Annotated in this window: 21 protein-coding genes; 5 read left to right on the forward strand and 16 right to left on the reverse strand. The window is 61.9% G+C overall.

Annotation, left to right across the window (positions count from 1 at the left end):
- Window positions 1-12 precede the first annotated feature (12 nt).
- The 5 genes from ACR0KM_RS16485 to ACR0KM_RS16505 form a co-directional block, all read right to left on the reverse strand.
- Entirely contained in the window at window positions 13-450 is a 438-nt protein-coding gene (locus tag ACR0KM_RS16485) for an acyl-CoA thioesterase (protein WP_480860371.1), read from the reverse strand.
- A gap of 122 nt (window positions 451-572) precedes the next feature.
- Entirely contained in the window at window positions 573-923 is a 351-nt protein-coding gene (locus tag ACR0KM_RS16490) for a hypothetical protein (protein WP_480860374.1), read from the reverse strand.
- 54 nt (window positions 924-977) lie between these two features.
- Window positions 978-4,433, reverse strand: coding sequence for a chromosome segregation SMC family protein (locus tag ACR0KM_RS16495; RefSeq protein WP_480860376.1), 3,456 nt, complete (start codon window positions 4,431-4,433; stop codon window positions 978-980).
- Window positions 4,434-4,574: 141 nt separating this feature from the next.
- The gene (locus ACR0KM_RS16500) at window positions 4,575-4,970 is read right to left on the reverse strand and encodes a hypothetical protein (RefSeq protein WP_480860379.1); all 396 of its coding nucleotides are present in this window, start codon (window positions 4,968-4,970) and stop codon (window positions 4,575-4,577) included.
- A gap of 45 nt (window positions 4,971-5,015) precedes the next feature.
- Complete coding sequence (locus ACR0KM_RS16505; protein WP_480860381.1) at window positions 5,016-6,209, reverse strand: aminotransferase-like domain-containing protein; 1,194 nt, start codon at window positions 6,207-6,209, stop codon at window positions 5,016-5,018.
- A gap of 145 nt (window positions 6,210-6,354) precedes the next feature.
- On the opposite strand from ACR0KM_RS16505, the gene ACR0KM_RS16510 reads away from it, so the two are divergent.
- On the forward strand, window positions 6,355-7,125 hold the full coding sequence (locus tag ACR0KM_RS16510) for a FadR/GntR family transcriptional regulator (RefSeq protein ID WP_480860383.1): 771 nt from the start codon (window positions 6,355-6,357) through the stop codon (window positions 7,123-7,125).
- Entirely contained in the window at window positions 7,125-7,601 is a 477-nt protein-coding gene (locus ACR0KM_RS16515) for a metal-dependent hydrolase (RefSeq protein ID WP_480860385.1), read from the forward strand. Before ACR0KM_RS16510 ends, ACR0KM_RS16515 begins: the two co-directional genes overlap by 1 nt.
- 59 nt (window positions 7,602-7,660) lie before the next feature.
- Here ACR0KM_RS16515 and ACR0KM_RS16520 read toward each other — a convergent pair whose 3' ends face one another.
- From ACR0KM_RS16520 to ACR0KM_RS16545, 6 genes are all read right to left on the reverse strand, one after another.
- Window positions 7,661-8,221, reverse strand: coding sequence for a F0F1 ATP synthase subunit B (locus ACR0KM_RS16520; protein ID WP_480860387.1), 561 nt, complete (start codon window positions 8,219-8,221; stop codon window positions 7,661-7,663).
- A 5-nt stretch (window positions 8,222-8,226) separates the two neighbouring features.
- On the reverse strand, window positions 8,227-8,778 hold the full coding sequence (locus ACR0KM_RS16525) for a F0F1 ATP synthase subunit B' (RefSeq protein WP_480860389.1): 552 nt from the start codon (window positions 8,776-8,778) through the stop codon (window positions 8,227-8,229).
- 86 nt (window positions 8,779-8,864) lie between these two features.
- Window positions 8,865-9,089 carry a F0F1 ATP synthase subunit C gene (locus tag ACR0KM_RS16530; protein ID WP_005981269.1) on the reverse strand — a complete coding sequence of 75 codons (225 nt, stop codon included), beginning with the start codon at window positions 9,087-9,089 and terminating at the stop codon, window positions 8,865-8,867.
- A 48-nt stretch (window positions 9,090-9,137) separates the two neighbouring features.
- A complete protein-coding gene (locus ACR0KM_RS16535) occupies window positions 9,138-9,896 on the reverse strand; it encodes a F0F1 ATP synthase subunit A (protein WP_170587982.1) in 759 nt (252 codons plus the stop codon).
- Window positions 9,897-9,898: 2 nt separating this feature from the next.
- On the reverse strand, window positions 9,899-10,231 hold the full coding sequence (locus tag ACR0KM_RS16540) for an AtpZ/AtpI family protein (RefSeq protein WP_170673619.1): 333 nt from the start codon (window positions 10,229-10,231) through the stop codon (window positions 9,899-9,901).
- 184 nt (window positions 10,232-10,415) lie between these two features.
- The gene (locus tag ACR0KM_RS16545; RefSeq protein ID WP_480860391.1) at window positions 10,416-11,327 is read right to left on the reverse strand and encodes a DMT family transporter; all 912 of its coding nucleotides are present in this window, start codon (window positions 11,325-11,327) and stop codon (window positions 10,416-10,418) included.
- 82 nt (window positions 11,328-11,409) lie between these two features.
- Here ACR0KM_RS16545 and ACR0KM_RS16550 point away from each other — a divergent pair, with 82 nt between their 5' ends.
- Window positions 11,410-11,742, forward strand: a complete 333-nt coding sequence (locus ACR0KM_RS16550; protein WP_170715622.1) for a metalloregulator ArsR/SmtB family transcription factor — start codon at window positions 11,410-11,412, stop codon at window positions 11,740-11,742.
- Here the strand turns inward: ACR0KM_RS16550 and ACR0KM_RS16555 are convergent.
- The 4 genes from ACR0KM_RS16555 to ACR0KM_RS16570 form a co-directional block, all read right to left on the reverse strand.
- Window positions 11,739-12,152: a universal stress protein gene (locus ACR0KM_RS16555; RefSeq protein ID WP_480824725.1), complete on the reverse strand. Its 414-nt coding sequence runs from the start codon at window positions 12,150-12,152 to the stop codon at window positions 11,739-11,741. The two genes, ACR0KM_RS16550 and ACR0KM_RS16555, sit on opposite strands and share 4 nt — an antisense overlap.
- A gap of 75 nt (window positions 12,153-12,227) precedes the next feature.
- Window positions 12,228-12,503, reverse strand: a complete 276-nt coding sequence (locus tag ACR0KM_RS16560; protein WP_480824727.1) for a hypothetical protein — start codon at window positions 12,501-12,503, stop codon at window positions 12,228-12,230.
- A 59-nt stretch (window positions 12,504-12,562) separates the two neighbouring features.
- Window positions 12,563-13,474 (reverse strand): DMT family transporter, encoded by a 912-nt coding sequence (locus ACR0KM_RS16565; RefSeq protein WP_480860393.1) that lies wholly within the window; start codon window positions 13,472-13,474, stop codon window positions 12,563-12,565.
- Window positions 13,471-14,349 (reverse strand): LysR family transcriptional regulator, encoded by an 879-nt coding sequence (locus ACR0KM_RS16570; protein WP_480860397.1) that lies wholly within the window; start codon window positions 14,347-14,349, stop codon window positions 13,471-13,473. Before ACR0KM_RS16570 ends, ACR0KM_RS16565 begins: the two co-directional genes overlap by 4 nt.
- Before the next feature lie 120 nt (window positions 14,350-14,469).
- Between ACR0KM_RS16570 and ACR0KM_RS16575 the strand changes: the two genes are divergently transcribed.
- Both ACR0KM_RS16575 and ACR0KM_RS16580 read left to right on the forward strand, forming a co-directional pair.
- Window positions 14,470-15,051, forward strand: a complete 582-nt coding sequence (locus ACR0KM_RS16575; RefSeq protein ID WP_480860399.1) for an FMN-dependent NADH-azoreductase — start codon at window positions 14,470-14,472, stop codon at window positions 15,049-15,051.
- Window positions 15,052-15,117: 66 nt separating this feature from the next.
- Window positions 15,118-15,861 (forward strand): aspartate/glutamate racemase family protein, encoded by a 744-nt coding sequence (locus tag ACR0KM_RS16580; RefSeq protein WP_480860400.1) that lies wholly within the window; start codon window positions 15,118-15,120, stop codon window positions 15,859-15,861.
- 66 nt (window positions 15,862-15,927) lie between these two features.
- Here the strand turns inward: ACR0KM_RS16580 and ACR0KM_RS16585 are convergent, their stop codons facing one another.
- Window positions 15,928-16,458 (reverse strand): prolyl-tRNA synthetase associated domain-containing protein, encoded by a 531-nt coding sequence (locus ACR0KM_RS16585; protein WP_480860402.1) that lies wholly within the window; start codon window positions 16,456-16,458, stop codon window positions 15,928-15,930.
- Between the last annotated feature and the right edge of the window lie 188 nt (window positions 16,459-16,646).

A 16,646-nucleotide genomic window follows, 5' to 3' on the forward strand; every position in this document is an offset into this window, starting at 1 on the left:
ACGCAGACATTTCTAAACGTCTTCAAAGACCGGACGCGGAGTGCCATCGTCGGCCAACGCCACAAACACAAAATCCGCGTCAGTCACTTTTCGCCCGTTATGAGATTGTCTGGGTCGCGCCCACACATCCACATGAACACGGATGGACGTGCGCCCCACTTTCATCAGCGTGGCATACAAAGTCACCTCATCCCCGACCTTGACCGGATGCAGGAACTGCATCGCCTCAACCGAAACTGTTGCTGTACGTCCCTGAGCAACCCGCGCCGCCATATTACCTGCGGCAAGGTCCATTTGTGACATCAGCCATCCGCCAAAGATGTCGCCGGCCGGATTGGTGTCAGCCGGCATCGCAATGGTGCGGATGACAATCACCCCATCCTCTTGCTGACGGCCGTGAGATCCCAGTTGTCTTCCGCGCAAAAGCGCGTTGTCGATGTCTTGTGTCACTGGATAAGTCCTTTGATGGCGCGTTCACGGCATCAGTCTGACGAGTCCGCGCGCGGAACGAAAGCAAAACCCTGTTTGCTTTGATCGCATTTCACCAAACGCGCCGGGACCAAGGGGAATGGTTACTTCGGGCGCACCGGATATCGGTCGCCCTTCTCATCAATCAGGATCAATCGCTCTCCACTGCGCACATAGAGATCGCATCGTCCGAAGCCATTGCGATAAGCGATACAGACGCTGCCATCTTCGGCGATCGAATAGGTGCCAAAGGCGGATTCTCCGCTGGCGTAGGTGTAGGAATACGCGCCCCCGGCCGAGAATCTGGATTGTCCATCGTCATAAAACGTCAGTGTCTGGCCTGCCAGCGCCTCCAACTCGTGCTGGCTAAGCGGGACGTCATCAGGTTTTGTCGCCCATTCCGCGGCCATGACGGGTGATGCGGCGATACTCAGGATCAGGAATGTAAATTTCATGGCAGCAGCTTAACCTGAGACCGCGACTGAGGGGCGTAACGATCCGGTGAGGGCTCAGGCGACCATCTGCTCGGCCTTCTTAAGATCGACCGAGACCAGCTGGCTGACGCCCTGTTCCTGCATGGTCACACCAAACAGCCGGTCCATCCGCGCCATGGTCACCGCGTGGTGCGTGATGATCAGGAACCGGGTGTCGGTCTGGCGGCACATCTCGTCCAGCAGGTCGCAGAAGCGCGTCACGTTGGCGTCATCCAGCGGCGCATCTACCTCGTCGAGCACGCAGATCGGGGCGGGGTTGGCGAGGAAGACGCCGAAGATCAGCGCGGTGGCGGTCAGGGTCTGTTCGCCGCCCGACAACAGGCTGAGGGTCGAGAGCTTCTTGCCCGGCGGCTGGCACATGATCTCAAGACCGGCATCCAGCGGATCGTCGCTTTCGACCATGACCAGATTGGCCTCACCGCCGCCAAAGAGGTGCTTGAACAGCATAGCGAAGTTCGAGTTCACCTGTTCAAACGCGGTCAGCAGGCGTTCGCGGCCTTCGCGGTTGAGGCTGGCGATGCCGCTGCGCAGGGCTTTGATCGCCTCTTCCAGATCGGCCTTTTCGCCGTTCAGGGTGTCGAATTCTTCCTGAACCTCTTTGCTGTCTTCTTCGGCGCGCAGGTTCACCGCACCCATGGCGTCGCGCTGACGTTTGTGGCGGTTTACCTCGGACTCCAGCGCATCGGCGGCAGGCATCTGATCGGGGTTCACGTCCAACTGGTTCAGCAACTGGTTGGGCGTCAGTTGCTGATCCTCGGCGATGCGTTCTGCCGCCGCCATCACGCTTTCCTTGGCCGCGTCACAGCGCGCCTCAGCCGCCGCGCGGGTTTCGCGGGCTTCCGACGCCTGACGTTCCGCTTCGCGCTCGGCCAGCACAACTTCGCGCTGCGCGGTCTCGGCCTCGGCCAGCTTGTCAGCGGCCTCGGCGCGGCGGGCCTCGGCGGTTTCGATCAGCTCGTTCAGTTCTTCGCGGGCCTCGGCAATCTCGCCGGGGGCGGCCATGGCCTCTTGCAATTCCTCTTCAGAACTTTCCTTGCGCTCGGCCAGTTCCGCAATGCGTTTCTCGGCGGTTTCAAGACGATGCTTCCAGCCGCTGAGGTCTTTCGTGACCTCTTGCGAACGGCGCGTCCGGGCCTCGCCCTCACGCCGCAGCTCGTCATGGGTCGAGCGGTGGGTCAGCATGGTGATCCGCGCGGCCTCGACCGTCTGCTTGATGTCTTCGACCTGCGCGCGGGCGCTGTCGAGATCGCCCAGACCGGTCAGCGCGCCCTCGGCCTCGCGCAGCTGGGCGCGGGCAGACATGGCGTCTTCTTTGTGGCGATCCACGGCGAGTGTCAGGGTTTCCAGCTTGCCCTGTGCCAGATTGCGATCCGCCTCGGCCCTGCTGAGCTGGCGCGCGGTGTCGGCCATGCGCTGATCAGCGGCGCGGCGGGCCTCGCGGGCGCGGCGGTCGGCCTCGGTCACGTCGGCCAGTTGCTGCGACAGCGCCTCATGCGCGGCGCGGGCCCCGTCGGCCTGCGCCTCGGTGCGGGCAAGTTCCTGTTTCAGCGCTTCCAGCTTGTTGAGCTGTTCCAGACGCAGGGCAGCAGCACTTGGCGCATCCTCGGCCCAGGCGCGGAACCCGTCCCAGCGCCACAGGTCGCCCGAGCGCGAGACCAGACGTTGACCTGGCTTCAGCGAGGCTTGCAGGCGTGCGCCCTGATCCGAATCGACCAGCCCGATCTGCGCAATCCGGCGGCTGAGGCGGTCGGGGCCGGAGACATGCAGCGCCAGCGGCACGACCCCATCGGGCAGCGGCTGATCAGCGTCATAACCGGCGACCTGCACCCAACCCGAAGGCCCGTCACCCTCAACCAAAGGCGCACGCAGGTCATCGGCCAAAGCCGCCCCCAACGCCTTTTCATAGCCCGAGGCGACGCGCAGCAGGTCCAAAACCTGCCCGCCCTCAGCCGTGTCGCGTTCGACCAGTTTGGCCAACGCGGTGGTTTCAGCCCGGATCGCGCCCAACTCGCCCTCGGCCTCGGACCGTTTTGCGCGGGCCTCGGCCTCTCGCGCCTGCGTGTCATTGCGCAACTCATCAGCGGCGGCGAGCGCTTCTTCGGCGGCCTCGGCGGCTTCGCGCGCTTCCTCTTCGCCCTCTTGCGCGGTCTCGAAGGCCTCGGCTGCGCGGGTCAGGGCGGATTTCGCTTCATCCACGGCAGCGCGGGCTTTTTCCTCTTCGCCCTCGGACCGGGCCAGTGTCTTGCGGCTGTCCTCGACCAGACGCTGCGCCGATTGGTGGCGGGCGACCAGACGGGCCATGTCTTCGGTCTGCTGCGAGAGGTGATCTTCGCGATCTTGCAGAACCGACGCGGCCTCGCGGGCAACTTCCGCCGCCTCAGCTACCTTTTCGTCATACCCCTCGGCGGCTTTGGAAAGCTCGCGGGCCTCCCACTCCAACCGTTCGATCATCTCGCCTGCATCCCGGTTCAGGCCGGATTCGCGTTCGATATCGTTGCCAAGCTGCTGGATGCGATTGGTCAGGGTCTCAATCGTCTGGCGCGCGCGGGTTTCCTGATCGCTCAGCTGATCGCGCTGTACCATCTGGCGCTGCAGAACGGCGGCGGCGATGGCCTCCTCCTCGCGCAGGGGCGGCAGGGTTTCTTCGATCTGGGCGCGTTTGGCGGCGGCTTCGCGGGCTTCGGCCTCAGCACGCGAGGCCTCGGTAATGCGATCGCGCAGCTTTTCTTCTGCCGCTTGACGGGCCATGTCAGCCTCTTTCCAGCGGCGATAGAGCAGCATCCCTTCGGCCTGACGCAACTGCTCACCAATCTCGCGATAGCGCGCTGCCTGACGGGCTTGACGGGCGAGTTGCGCCAGTTGGCCGCCCAACTGTTCCAGCACGTCATCGACGCGGGTCAGGTTGGCCTCGGTGCCTTTCAGCTTCAACTCGGCCTCATGGCGGCGCTGATAGAGGCCGGAAATCCCAGCCGCCTCTTCCAGAATGCGACGGCGGGCACGGGGCTTGGCGTTGATCAGCTCAGCAATGCGGTTCTGCCCCACCAGCGCGGGCGAATGCGCCCCGGTCGAGGCGTCGGCGAACAGCATCTGCACGTCGCGGGCGCGCACATCCTTGCCGTTGGTCTTATAGGCGCTGCCCACGTCGCGGGTGATCCGGCGCACGATTTCAAGCTGGTCGCTGTCGTTGAAGCCCGAAGGCGCCAGACGTTCCGAGTTGTCCATGGTCAGGACCACCTCGGCAAAGTTGCGGGCGGGCCGCGTTGCGGCACCGGCAAAGATCACATCCTCCATCGCACCGCCGCGCATGGATTTGGGGCGGTTCTCGCCCATCACCCAGCGCAGAGCCTCCAACAGGTTGGACTTGCCGCAGCCATTGGGGCCCACCACACCGGTCAACCCGTCCGCGATGATCAGATCGGTCGGGTCGACAAAGCTTTTGAAGCCGGTCAGTTTGAGTTTGCTGAAACGCAATGGCTGCTCTTGATATGATTCCTCTGACTACAAAGTCTGCGCAAGGGATAGCGTAGGTGTCAACGTGATTGCGCAGGATATGGGTCATTCGCCCAAGTTATCCACAACATCTTGGCGAAACTACGCGCAGGTCCGCGTATCTCAGTAGGGTGTGCATTCAAAGACCTGATAGCCGTATCCACCCGAATAACCATAGTTGACGCATTCATAAGATCGCATCAGGAGCGCACCAAAAATAAGCTTTTCGCCCAGTTCGCCGTCGCAAGCCAGCACCCCCACGGTCACCGCTGCATCGCCCAGAACATCCAGCAGCGGACAGCCCGAAACCTGCGCCATGGCCAGCGCGGCGCGATCGCGGATCGGACCAAGGCGCGGGGCGTATTGGGGGTTTACACGCACCGCCTCGGCCAGCGCGTCCCTAACGCGGACGTCAAAGACGCTGCCGTTGACCTCGACCCGCGTTGCGGGCAGGCCCCGGAAGTGAGGCGAACCACCTGAGCAGGCGGCAAGGAACAGGAAGGCAAGCAGGCGGATCATGCCGCCTTTCTAGCGGCAGAATGGTTAACGAAACCTTTCGCAGGGTCAGCCGCGCAGCACCTCTCCCAGCCGACGGATGCCCTCGCGGATCGTGGCCTCGTCCGAGTTGGAAAAGCTCAGTCGGATGGTGTTTGCCCCGGTATCGTCGGGGTAAAACGCCTGACCGGGGACAAAGGCCAGCTTGACCGTCTCTAACGCCCGGGCCAGCAGGTCGGCCCCGTTCATCCCCTTGGGCAGGGTGACCCAGACGAACATGCCGCCCTCAGGTCGGGTCCAGTCGATGCCATCGGGCATGTGGTCCTGAAGCGCCTTGAGCATCGCATCGCGGCGCGCGGAATAGGTCTGGCGCAGCATAGGAACGTGGGTATCGAACCGGTCCCGCGCCACCTGATGTACCGCCATCTGGTTGATGGTCGAGGAATGCAGATCAGCCGCCTGTTTCAGCAGCACCAGTTGCGAGATCACAGGTTTCGCCGCAACCACCCAACCCAGCCGCAAACCCGGCGACAGGGTTTTCGAGAAACTGCCGCAATAGATCGTCCGGCAGTTTACGATCGACCCCTTGCGCGCAATTTCCAGTGCGAGGATCGGAGGAATCGGGTCGCCGTCATAGCGCAACGCCTGATAGGCTCCGTCCTCGATCACCGCGCAGTCCAGATCATCGGCCAGATCCAGCAGGGCCTCCCTGCCCCGCTGATCAACGGTTTCGCCGGTCGGGTTCGAGAAATCGGCAGAGAGATAGGCGAACTTGATCGGGCTGTTCCCAGCGGCGGCCCGGTATTCGGCGGCGCCGCGATTGCCGTTGATGCTAAGCTGATCGAAGCGCGGCTCATAGGCGTCAAACGCGTTGAGCGCGCCCAGATAGGTGGGCCAGCCGACCAGCGCAGTATCGCCCGGCGACAGGAACAGTTTGCCCAAGTAATCCAGCGCCTGCTGCGAACCGGAAGTGATCAGGATGTTATTGCTGTCACAGTCCACTCCGATCCCGCGCATATGATCAGCCAGCCAGTCGCGCAGCGGCGCATAGCCTTCGCTGACCGAATATTGCAATGCCTGCGCCTGAAGATCGGGACCCAGTGCGCTTTGGAAAGCCTCGGCAAAGGCGTCTGCTGGAAACAGCGCCGGATCAGGGATGCCACCCGCGAAGGAAATGATACCCGGCTGGCCCAGCAATTTCAGCAATTCGCGGATTTCGGATGCCTTCATCCGGGACGTGCGGGTGGCGTAGAGCTGATCCATCGGAACAGGGCCTCCTCTGCCCCTTGCATGGCAGCCTAGGCATCGCTACTTATATGTCAATAATTATGACCTAATATATGTGTTCGCCTTGAACGTCATCCGCTGACGTGGTCATGTGAGTTGACCAATTCAGACTGTTGACCCCATGCCGTTTCAAAAAGTCCAGACCGAGAAACTGTCCCTCGCCGTGGTGCGCCAGATCGAACTGCTGATCCTGCGCGGCATCCTGCGCCCCGGCGAACGCCTGCCGTCCGAACGCGAGTTGGCCGAACGCATGGGTGTGTCGCGCCCGTCGCTGCGCGAGGCAATCTCAGACCTGCAGGATCAGGGCTTGCTGACCGCCAAGGCCGGATCAGGCATCTATGTGGCCGAGGTTCTGGGCTCGGCCTTCTCGCCCGCACTAACGCGGTTGTTCGGCAATCATGACGAGGCGGTGTTCGACTATCTCTCGTTCCGGCGTGATATGGAGGGGCTGGCCGCCGAGCGGGCCGCACGGATGGGGTCGGGCAGCGATCTGAAGGTTGTGCAGGCCATTCTGGACAAGATGGAAGCCGCCCATGATCGAAACGCCGCCGAGGAAGAGGCGCATCTGGACGCCCAGTTCCACATGGCGATCATCGAGGCCAGCCATAACGTGGTGATGCTGCATATGATGCGGTCGATGTTCGATTTGCTGCGACAGGGCGTGTTCTACAACCGGCAGATCATGTTCCAGCAACGCACTACCCGCGACGCCATTCTGGACCAGCACCGCGCCATAAACGCCGCCCTGCAGGACCGCGACCCCAAGGGCGCGCGGCGGGCGGTCGAAGATCACCTGAACTTTGTCAAAAGCTGCATGGCCGATCAGCAGAAGGCCCTGCGCAATGAAAAGATCGCGCAGCAACGGCTGAAGCATGAGACGGGTGAGGCCTGATGTTCATCGGGCATCTGCCGGGCGCTTATCTGGTCTTTCGGACTGCCGCACCAAATCTCGGCAAGCTCGCCTTTGCCGCGGCGATGGTGGGTGCCGTCGCCCCTGATATCGATATACTCTGGTTCTATCTGGTCGATGATCGGGGACATCATCACCACTCCTACCTGACCCACCGCCCAATCATCTGGGCGGGGTTTCTACTTGCCGGGATGATGATACGGATCTGGGCCTTAAGAGCCGGCACCTTCCTGACCTTCTTTGGCGCGGGCGGGCTGGTTCATATGGTGCTGGATTCGATCACCGGAGAGGTTGCGTGGCTTTGGCCGTTCTCGGACGCGACGCACCCGCTGGTGGTGGTGCAGGCGACCCATTCTCATTGGATATTGTCCTTCCTCAACCATTGGACCTTCAAGGTTGAGATTGTGGTTACTGTGGTAGCGCTGCTTGTCTGGTTTCTCAGTTGGCGCAGGGCCTGAGGAACGAAAAAACCCGAGCGCGCGGCGCTCGGGTTTCTCAATTCATATGATCCAGCGGATCAGTGCAGCTTTTCACCAACATCCGCGATGGCGGCGTCGATCAGCTTGTTCGCCTGCGTGGCGGTCATCTGCTTGGCCAGCACAGCGTTGGCTGCCGAAACAGCAACCGTGATGGCCTGATCACGGACTTCTTTCACTGCAGATGCCTCAGCCGATGCGATCTGATCCTGCGCAGCCGCCAGACGGCGTGCGATGGATTTCTCCAGATCGACCTTGGCTTGCTCTGCTGCCAGAACCGCGTCTTCCTTGGCTGCAGCAACGATGGCGTCGGCCTGATCCTGAACTTCGCGCTGCTTGCGCTCGTACGAGGCCAGCAGACTGCGGGCTTCTTCGTGCAGCGCGCGGGCTTCGTCCAGTTCGGACTGAATGCCAGCGGCACGATTGTCCAGAGCGCCGCCGATCATGCCGGGGACCTTGAAGTAGAACAGGACCGCGATGAAGACGATGAAGCCCAGCAGGACCACAAAGTCGGTGTTGGCGAGCGAGAAGAACGGGCCTTTGGCTGCAAATGCAGGGCTGGCCGCACCGAAGGTCAGGATAAGGGCAAGGGTGTTCCGCATGTCACTTATCCTTTCGTCTGCGCGTCTACAGCGCTGTCGATGGCTTTGGCATCCGCCTCGCCGCCCAGTGCTGTGACCAGTTCAGCCGCCGTATCCTTGGCAACCACTTGAATGCTTTCCAGCGCACCGGCACGGATTTCGGCAATTGCCTTTTCCGATTCAGCCGCCTTTGCAGCGATTTCCGCGTCCGCCTTGGCAATCGCGTCATCCAGACCAGACTGGATTTCGGCGCGGGCTTCCGCTGCGATACGCTGTGCCTCAGACCGGGCATCGGCCAGCGCCTTGTTATAGGCCTCTTCGGCCTCGACCGCCTTGGCCTTCAGATCTTCGGCCGCAGCCAGGTCATTTGTAATGGTCCCCTGACGTTCAGCCAGGATTGCCGCGATGCGGGGCAGAGCCACGCGGGACAGGACCAGAAAGATGACGACCAGCGTAATGACCAGCCAGAAAATCTGGTTGGGGAACCAATCGAAGCAGAGCTGCGGCATACCGATCGCCGACCCATGAGAGTCAACGCAGGTGCCAGCTACCTCTTCTGTAAGGGGTTCAGTCGCCATGATGTCCTCCGTCGGAACGTTGTCTTTACAACAGGTGGGCCGCTATGGCTTGGGCCCACCTGCGCGTAAGGATCAGGTTCCGCAGATTAGACGGCGAACATCAGCAGCAGCGAGACCAGGAATGCGAAGATCCCCAGGGCTTCTGCGAATGCGATACCGATGAAGAGGGTTGCGGTCTGCGAAGCAGCCGCCGAAGGGTTGCGCAGGGCGCCGGCCAGGAAGTTGCCTGCAACGTTGCCCACCCCGATTGCGGCTGCGCCGGAACCGATTGCTGCCAGGCCTGCGCCGATATGTGCGAGATCGCCTTCCATGATGTGTCTCCTTACGAATTGGAAGTTTCGATGTTGGGTGTTCGGACCTTAGTGCGACGGATGCAGCGCATCTTTCAGATAAACACAGGTCAGAATGGTGAAAACGTAGGCCTGAATGAAGGACACGAGGACCTCAAGGCCATACATTGCGGTGATCGCCAGAACCGACACGGGCGAGATCACGGCAATCGCGGCAAAGCCTGCGAACACCTTGATCACGGCGTGGCCTGCCATGACGTTACCAGCAAGACGAATGGAGTGGCTGACGGGACGTACGAAGTACGAGATCAGCTCGATAATCGCCAGAACCGGGCGCAGCGCCAGCGGCGCGCTGGAGACCCAGAACAGGCCCAGGAACGCGGCACCGTTCTTGACGAAACCCAGAACGGTCACGGTCAGGAACACGGCCAGCGCCAGCGGGATGGTTACGGCGAAATGCGATGTGGTGGTGAAGGATGTGGGGATCATCCCAAGGAAGTTCGCGCAGACGATGAACATGAACAGGGTCATGACATAGGGGAAGTACTTGACGCCTTCCTTGCCGCAGATGTCTTCCAGCATCTTGTATATGAAGCCATAGGCCAGTTCGGCCACCGACTGCATCCGGGTCGGCACAATCGCGCGCTTCGAGGTGCTGAGCACCAGCAGGCCGAAGATCGCCGCAATCGCCAGGAACATCCACAGGGTCACGTTGGTGGGCGTGTACCAGGCAATTGCGCCGTCGCCAAAGAGCGGCTTGACGATGAACTGGTCCATCGGGTGGAATACCAGGCTGCTGCCTTCTGCTGCGGTGGTCTCGGTCGCCACGTTCAGTCCCTCTCGTCCTTCTCGGCCGCGCTTGCAGCCGCTTGTTTCTCTTGAACCTCTTTCGCGCTGCGGAGCATAACCTTCACGCCCGCGACAAGGCCCAGCAATGTGAACAGCACCAGAAAGATCGGGATCGTCCCGAGCAGGCTGTCCAGCCCGTATCCGATGCCAAATCCGATCCCAAGACCGGATACCATTTCGATGACCATCCTCCAGGCAAGCTCGCCCCCGGACACGTCAGCATCTGCGCGGGGCTTTGGCGCTTTGGCCTTTTTCGCCGCTTCGATCTTGGCCTCAAGCTGCGCCATACGCTGCTTTTGGTCATCATCGGTCACGGGCGGGTCCCTCGTACAGTCTTGGGTAGGGTGCTAAGGGGCGATGGGCGCAGAGTCAACGGGGTTGCGCGACCGAATTGACGCAGGTTATATATTTGATTTAAAATAATTAAATCCCTTGGGCGGCATCAGTCAGCGGCACGGGCAAAGGCCAAGATCAGGTAATCCGCCCCAAAAGCCATATTCAACCTTTTGGTTGATCTTTGGCTTCCCTGCCTTGGCGCAACCGCCGAACGATGCGCCCATCGATCAGCAAAAGACCGACAAGGATCGCTGCCATACCAAACAAATGCTCGGGACGCAGGGCCTCTTGCAACACCCATGTTCCCAGCACCAACGCCGAGACCGGGGCGATCAGGGTAACGGTTGAAATGTTCGTCGGACCCACTTTGGGCAGCAACCAATAGAACACGATGAACGCCGCCGAGGTCAGGACAAACCCGATCATCAGAAGGGACGCCCAGGTCTCGATCCGGGTGACATGGGGCACCCCCTCTTGCCACAGGGCAAGCGGCGTGATCGCCAGCGTCGCTCCGGTCAAGGCCAAGGCCGCCAGAACCACGGGCTGCATATCCCGGAACGCGCGCGCGAAGTTGACCGAGAAGGCATAGCAGACCGGAGCCAACAGGATCAACAGAATGGCCCAGAACTGGGAACCGGCCCCCGAATGCAGAACCGGCAACGACAGCACCACAATGCCCGCGAACCCGCAGACCACGCCCAGAGACTTCAAGAAGGTTGCCCGCTCACCCCCCGGCCAGAAATGCGAGACGATGACGGCGAAAGCAGGTGTCGTTGCATTCACGATACCCGCCACACCGGCACCGATATGCTGCTGGCCCAGCGCGTAAAGCGCGAAAGGCGCGGCATAGCTGAGCGCGCCAAACGCCAGCAAAGCAATCGCGCGGTTGACTGACAGGCCTACATTTAGGCTGGCACCGAGTACATAGATCCAGCAGCCCAGTGCTCCAAGCGCCACACGCCCCATCGAAACCGAAAGCGGCCCGAGTTCACGCAACAGAATGGCGTTGAACATGAAAGACATGCCCCAGCCGATGCCGAGGATGCAGATGACCAGCCAGTATTTCAGTGTCATTGCCGCCCCCGTACACGTTCCGGCGCAGCATGGCGTGGGCTGGGAAATTGTCAAACGGCTTCCGGCGCTTTAGGAACGTGCCATGTCCAACGACCTCGACACCGTTTTCGCGGCCCTTGCCGACCCCACCCGCCGCGCCATCCTTGCGATGCTGCTGGAGGATGACATGGCGGTCACGGATGTGGCCGAGCCGTTCGAGATGTCGCTGGCCGCCATCTCGAAACATCTGGTCATTCTGACCCGCGCCGGGCTGATCTCACAGGAAAAGCGAGGGCGGGTGAAGTGGTGCAAGCTGGAACCCGACGCACTGCGGGCAGCGTCCGTATGGATGCAGGGATTCGGGCAGTTCGAGCCGGTCAATCTGGACGCGTTTGAACGATTTCTTGAGGTCGAACTGCCCTCGGACGAGGCCTAGCGCACGACGAAGACCGACATGCTGGCATGTTTGGCTAGATAGCCCGCATGGCTTGAGAACAGATAGTCCGTGATCCGCGGTGCATGGGTGCCGACGACGATCAGGTCAGCCCCGATATCTTCGGCGGCGCGGGTCAGATCGCCATCGACCTCAACCGCCACATCGACCGAGTGAATGTTGCGCGTGGCAACCTCAGCGCCGCTTTGCTCGGCAATCTGGCCAGCGCAGGCGGCCAGCTTTTCATCGATAGACCCTTGCGGCAGCGTGACATCACCAGGCTGGGTGCCTGTCACACTGACCAGTGTCACCTTTGCGCCCTGCCATTTGGCCAATTGTGTCGCGACCTCGACCGCTTTCTTGATTTCTGGCGGCATATGCAGGTCCAGCGGGATCATAATATGAGTAAACATTACATCTTCCTCCTCGCCTGAAAGCATAGAGAAAAGCGCATGTATCCACATTGATGTGGCTCAAAACGGCGCGGGCTAGCCCTCGCGGCTGTATTCCACCCCGATCACGACCCCGGTTGCATCCGCACGGCAAAGCCACGGGGCCTCGGCCCCGGCCACGAACACGCTGGTGACCGTCCCCGTCGGCCCGGACTGGGTCGAGATTGCATCAACTCCGCCTGGCGCAGTTCCGGTCTCGGCAGCCACCAGGGCCTCGCAACTGGCTTGCAGATCAGCCTCGGCCGAATTGCCTGCACCTGTCGCGCAAGCAGAAAGCGCCAGAAGCGCCGCGATGGCATAGGGTGTTTTCATGGCTCGTCTCCTCAGGCGATACGCAGGCAGGCTGCCACATTCGGCGCAGAAGACAAGTTTCATTCCGAATGCAGAGTCGCGTTCGCAGGGGCGTCATCGCCCTTTAGCAACAACAGCAATGCGACGGCCGTCAACCCGGCCCCAACAAGAACCAGCGACGTCGGCGCAGGACGGCCGAGCGCGATCTCCCACAGGATCACCCAGCTGGGCGTCAGGTAAGTGTACGCCATGACCTTGGCGGCAGGTAGGCGCAGGGCTGCAAACTGGACCAGTACAAAACTGGCAGCGGTGGCGAATACCGAAATATACAGCAGGGTCAGCCAAACGATACCCGGCAGGTTTGCCCAATCGGTCGTACGAATATCGGACCAACCCCAGAACGTCAGGATCAGGCAGCCCGCCAGCAGCGTGCCAAAGGCGAACACCACCGCAGGCTCGCCCCGGTTCAGTTTCCGCACCATCGGCGTATAGATCGCATGGGCAGCGCAGCCCCAGAAATAGATGATCTCTCCGCCCCCGATCTGGAAGGCCCGAAAGGCCTGCCAATCTGCCCGGAAGATAACCCAGAGCGCACCCACCGCCCCCACGGTCAGCGCCAGCGCCATGCGCGGCGTAGTGATCTGGCGCAGCAGCACCCATCCGGCCAGCGCCGACATGACGGGCGTCAGCGTAAAGACCGCCGCCGCGCTGACCGGCGGTGCGGTCTTGAGCCCGTAGAACATCAGCACGAAATAGGCCCCGAACAACCCGCCCAGCACCAGATAGCGCCACGGCGCGCGCGCCGCACTGCGCGATATCCCCGTGGTGACAAGCGCCGCGAGGCCGATGAGCACCGCCGCGATAGCAAAGCGCGCCGCCGTGATCGCCGATGGCGCGATTTCGTTTGCCACCATCGAGCCCAGCGAGAAACTGCCCGCCACCAGCGCCGAAAATGTCAGCATGGCCAGATGGCCGCGCGCCTGTGGTGTCACGGCAGCCAGCCTTTCGACTGGTCTTTCAGGAAAGACAGGAAAGCCTGCACCTTGGTGGTCCGGTGCAGGTCCACATGGGTCACCAGCCACAGCTTGCCGGACCATTCGGGCAGCGGCTCCATCACCTCGACCAGATCGGGATCGCGCGCAGCCTCCCACCGGGCCATGAACCCGATGCCCGCGCCGGCCAGAACCGCCTCGCGCATACAAAAGTTGTTGGTGCAGCGGAAGGTGATTGCCTGTTCGGGCGCATTGGCGCGCAGCCAGCGCGAAAACGGCGCGCGGCTGTTTTCGTCATCATTGCCGACAAAGTGGTGATTGGCGAAATCCGCGACGCCCGAGGGTTTGCCGTGACGCGCAATGTAGGACTTGCTGGCAAACAGCCCGACCTCTTGCGGGATGAAGGGCTGCACCACGTTGTCCGGCTGATCCGGTGCAGCACCCGCACGGATGGCCACATGCGCCTCGCCATATTCCAGCCGAAACAGGCGGTCGCCGGTCAGGTAGCGCACGATCAGCCCCGGGTGGGTCGTCTGGAACTCGGTCAGCGTCGGCACGATCAGCGGCGCAAGCGAAGCCAGCGACGTCACCACCAGCTCGCCCGAGACATCATCCCCGCGCCCTTTCATGCGGCCGACCAGCTGGTTGAACTGGTCCTCGGTCGCCTGTGCCACGCGCAGCAGGTCCTCTCCGGCTTCGGTGGGGGTGTAGCCGCGCGCATGGCGCTGGAACAGCTTGACACCCAGCCGCGCCTCGATCGCATCGATATGGCGGATCACGGTGGCATGATGCACGCCCAGCACATCCGCTGCCCCGCTGACCGTTCCCATCCGCGCCACCTGATAGGCGGTTCTCACTTCGTCCCAATTGTCCATTGCATCCGGCCTATTGTGCAAATTCCAACAATACCTGTTGGTATATCCGGGTTTTGTTCATGAGCGCAACAATCATATTCGAACAACAGACGATCATTCCCCTAAACAGGACACCCTGAAATGACCAAAACCATCCTGCATATCGACGCCTCGGCCCGCCGCACCGAGTCAACCACCCGCGACCTGTCGGACCGCGTGGTGCGCCACCTCAATGCCGCGCGCATCATCCGCCGTGATCTGGCCACGCCCCTGCCGCTGCTGACCGAAGACTGGATCGCCGCGAACTTCACCCCCGCCGATCAGCGCGACGCGGCGCAGCAAGACCTGCTGACCCTGTCCGATGAGCTGGTGGCCGAGTTGCAAAAGGCCGACACCATCGTGATCGGCCTGCCGATCTACAACTTCTCGGTCCCCGCCGCGTTCAAGGCCTGGATCGATCTGGTCGCCCGCGCAGGCGTGACCTTCGCCTATTCCGAGAACGGCCCCAAAGGCCTGCTGGAGGGCAAACGCGCTATCCTCGCGGTGGCGTCGGGCGGCACGGCGGTGGGCTCCGAAATCGACTTTGCCACCACCTATGCCCGCCACGTTCTGGGCTTCATCGGCATCCAGGACGTCGAGGTCATCGCCGCCGACCGCATGGCGCTGGACCCCGAGACGACGCTGGCCAACGCGCAGAAAGCAGTTGGTGAACTGGCGGCCTGATTGACCTGCACCCCCTGAAACGTCCAGTCTGCCCCCAAACAGGAATTGGCAGGCTGGGCGTTTACCATGAAAAAGATCGGAATTCTGGGCGGTGTGGGCTGGGCCTCGACCGTCGACTACTACCGGGCGATTGCCGAGGGCGCAGGTCGCCACTTCGCTGAGCGCGGCCACGGTTCCCCCCTGCCGATCCCACCCATGACCATTGAATCGGTGACGCAGGCCAAAACCCGCGCCCTGCGCGGCACCGCCGGAGACGAGGCCAGCTGGGCCGGTTTCGACGCTGTATTCCGCGAGGCTCTGCTGACGCTGGAACGCGCAGGCTGCGATTTCGGCATCATCGCCTCGAACACCCCCCACGCCCGGCTGCACGCGATCCGGCAAGGCGTGTCGATGCCGATCCTCAGCATCTTTGACGCCACGGCTGAAGCGACAGCCCAGACCGGTGCATCAAACGCGCTGGTCCTCGGCACCACGGTCACGATGCAGGCCACCGACTACGCCGACCGCCTCGCATCCAAGGGCATCACCGCAAACCCGCGCCTGCCCGACCCCGAGATCGCCGAAATGCAGGCGATGATTGACAGCGACTTCTACGGTGGCGCTTCTGATACCGCCCATACCCGCCTGCTGGCCTTCTGCAATACACACGCCACACCCGGCACGGCAATCCTGCTGGCCTGCACGGAACTGCCGCTGGCCTTCCCCGACCATCTCGACGACCCGGTGTTCGAGGCCGACGGCCACCTCTTCATCAACCCCTCAGCCGCCCATGTCGCGGCCGCACTCAAAGAAGTGCTGGACACGCAATAAAGCGCAGGCCCCTTCTTCTGTTCAAAAATACTTCCGCCGGAGGCACGCGCCGCAAGGCGCGTCCCGTCACGCCAACCAAGCCACCTCGCACCCGATCCGATCAAAGAACCCCATCAGATCACCGCGCGCCATCGCTACGGTCCGGTCATTGACCAAAGGGTGCATATAGATGACATCCGCCTGCTGCGCAGCGGCATCCATGAAGAAGCGCACGTCCTTCCCCACTCCGTTGATCATCGCCAAAGGACTGACCGCCCCGGGCCGGATCCCCAGATTCTGAAACAACCGATCCGCCGAGCCGAAGGACAGGTTGCCAATCCCCAACTCAGCCCCCAGCGCCTTGAGGTCGATCTCGCGGCTCTGTTCCAGCGTCACCAGATAGTTCCGCTTCTTCTTGTCGCGCAGGTAGAGGTTCTTGAGCCGCAGCGCATTCTCGCCCGGCACCATGAACTGGTCTTCGACCCCCTTGGCATCCTCAACCGTGCGCAGCGGGATATGCGTGTGCAACCGATAGGCCAGCCGCCATTCATCCAATTGCGCCAACAATGCATCCGAACTCAGTAGCAACGTATCCTGAAAGGCAGATGATGCGTCCATAGAAGGCTCCTTTGATTCACCGGTTGCTCATGCCGCGAAATCGCGTCCGGCTCAAGCGGTGTATGATTTGTTGGTTTTGTCTTTTGTTGACTCCGAACAAAAATACAAATAATCACCCCGCAAACATCCGGAAGCCTCTCGATCTTCCGGTCCCTTGAGTCGTTCAGGGATCGCCCCCCACCAGCGAG

The organism is Ruegeria sp. G10 (assembly GCF_056533645.1).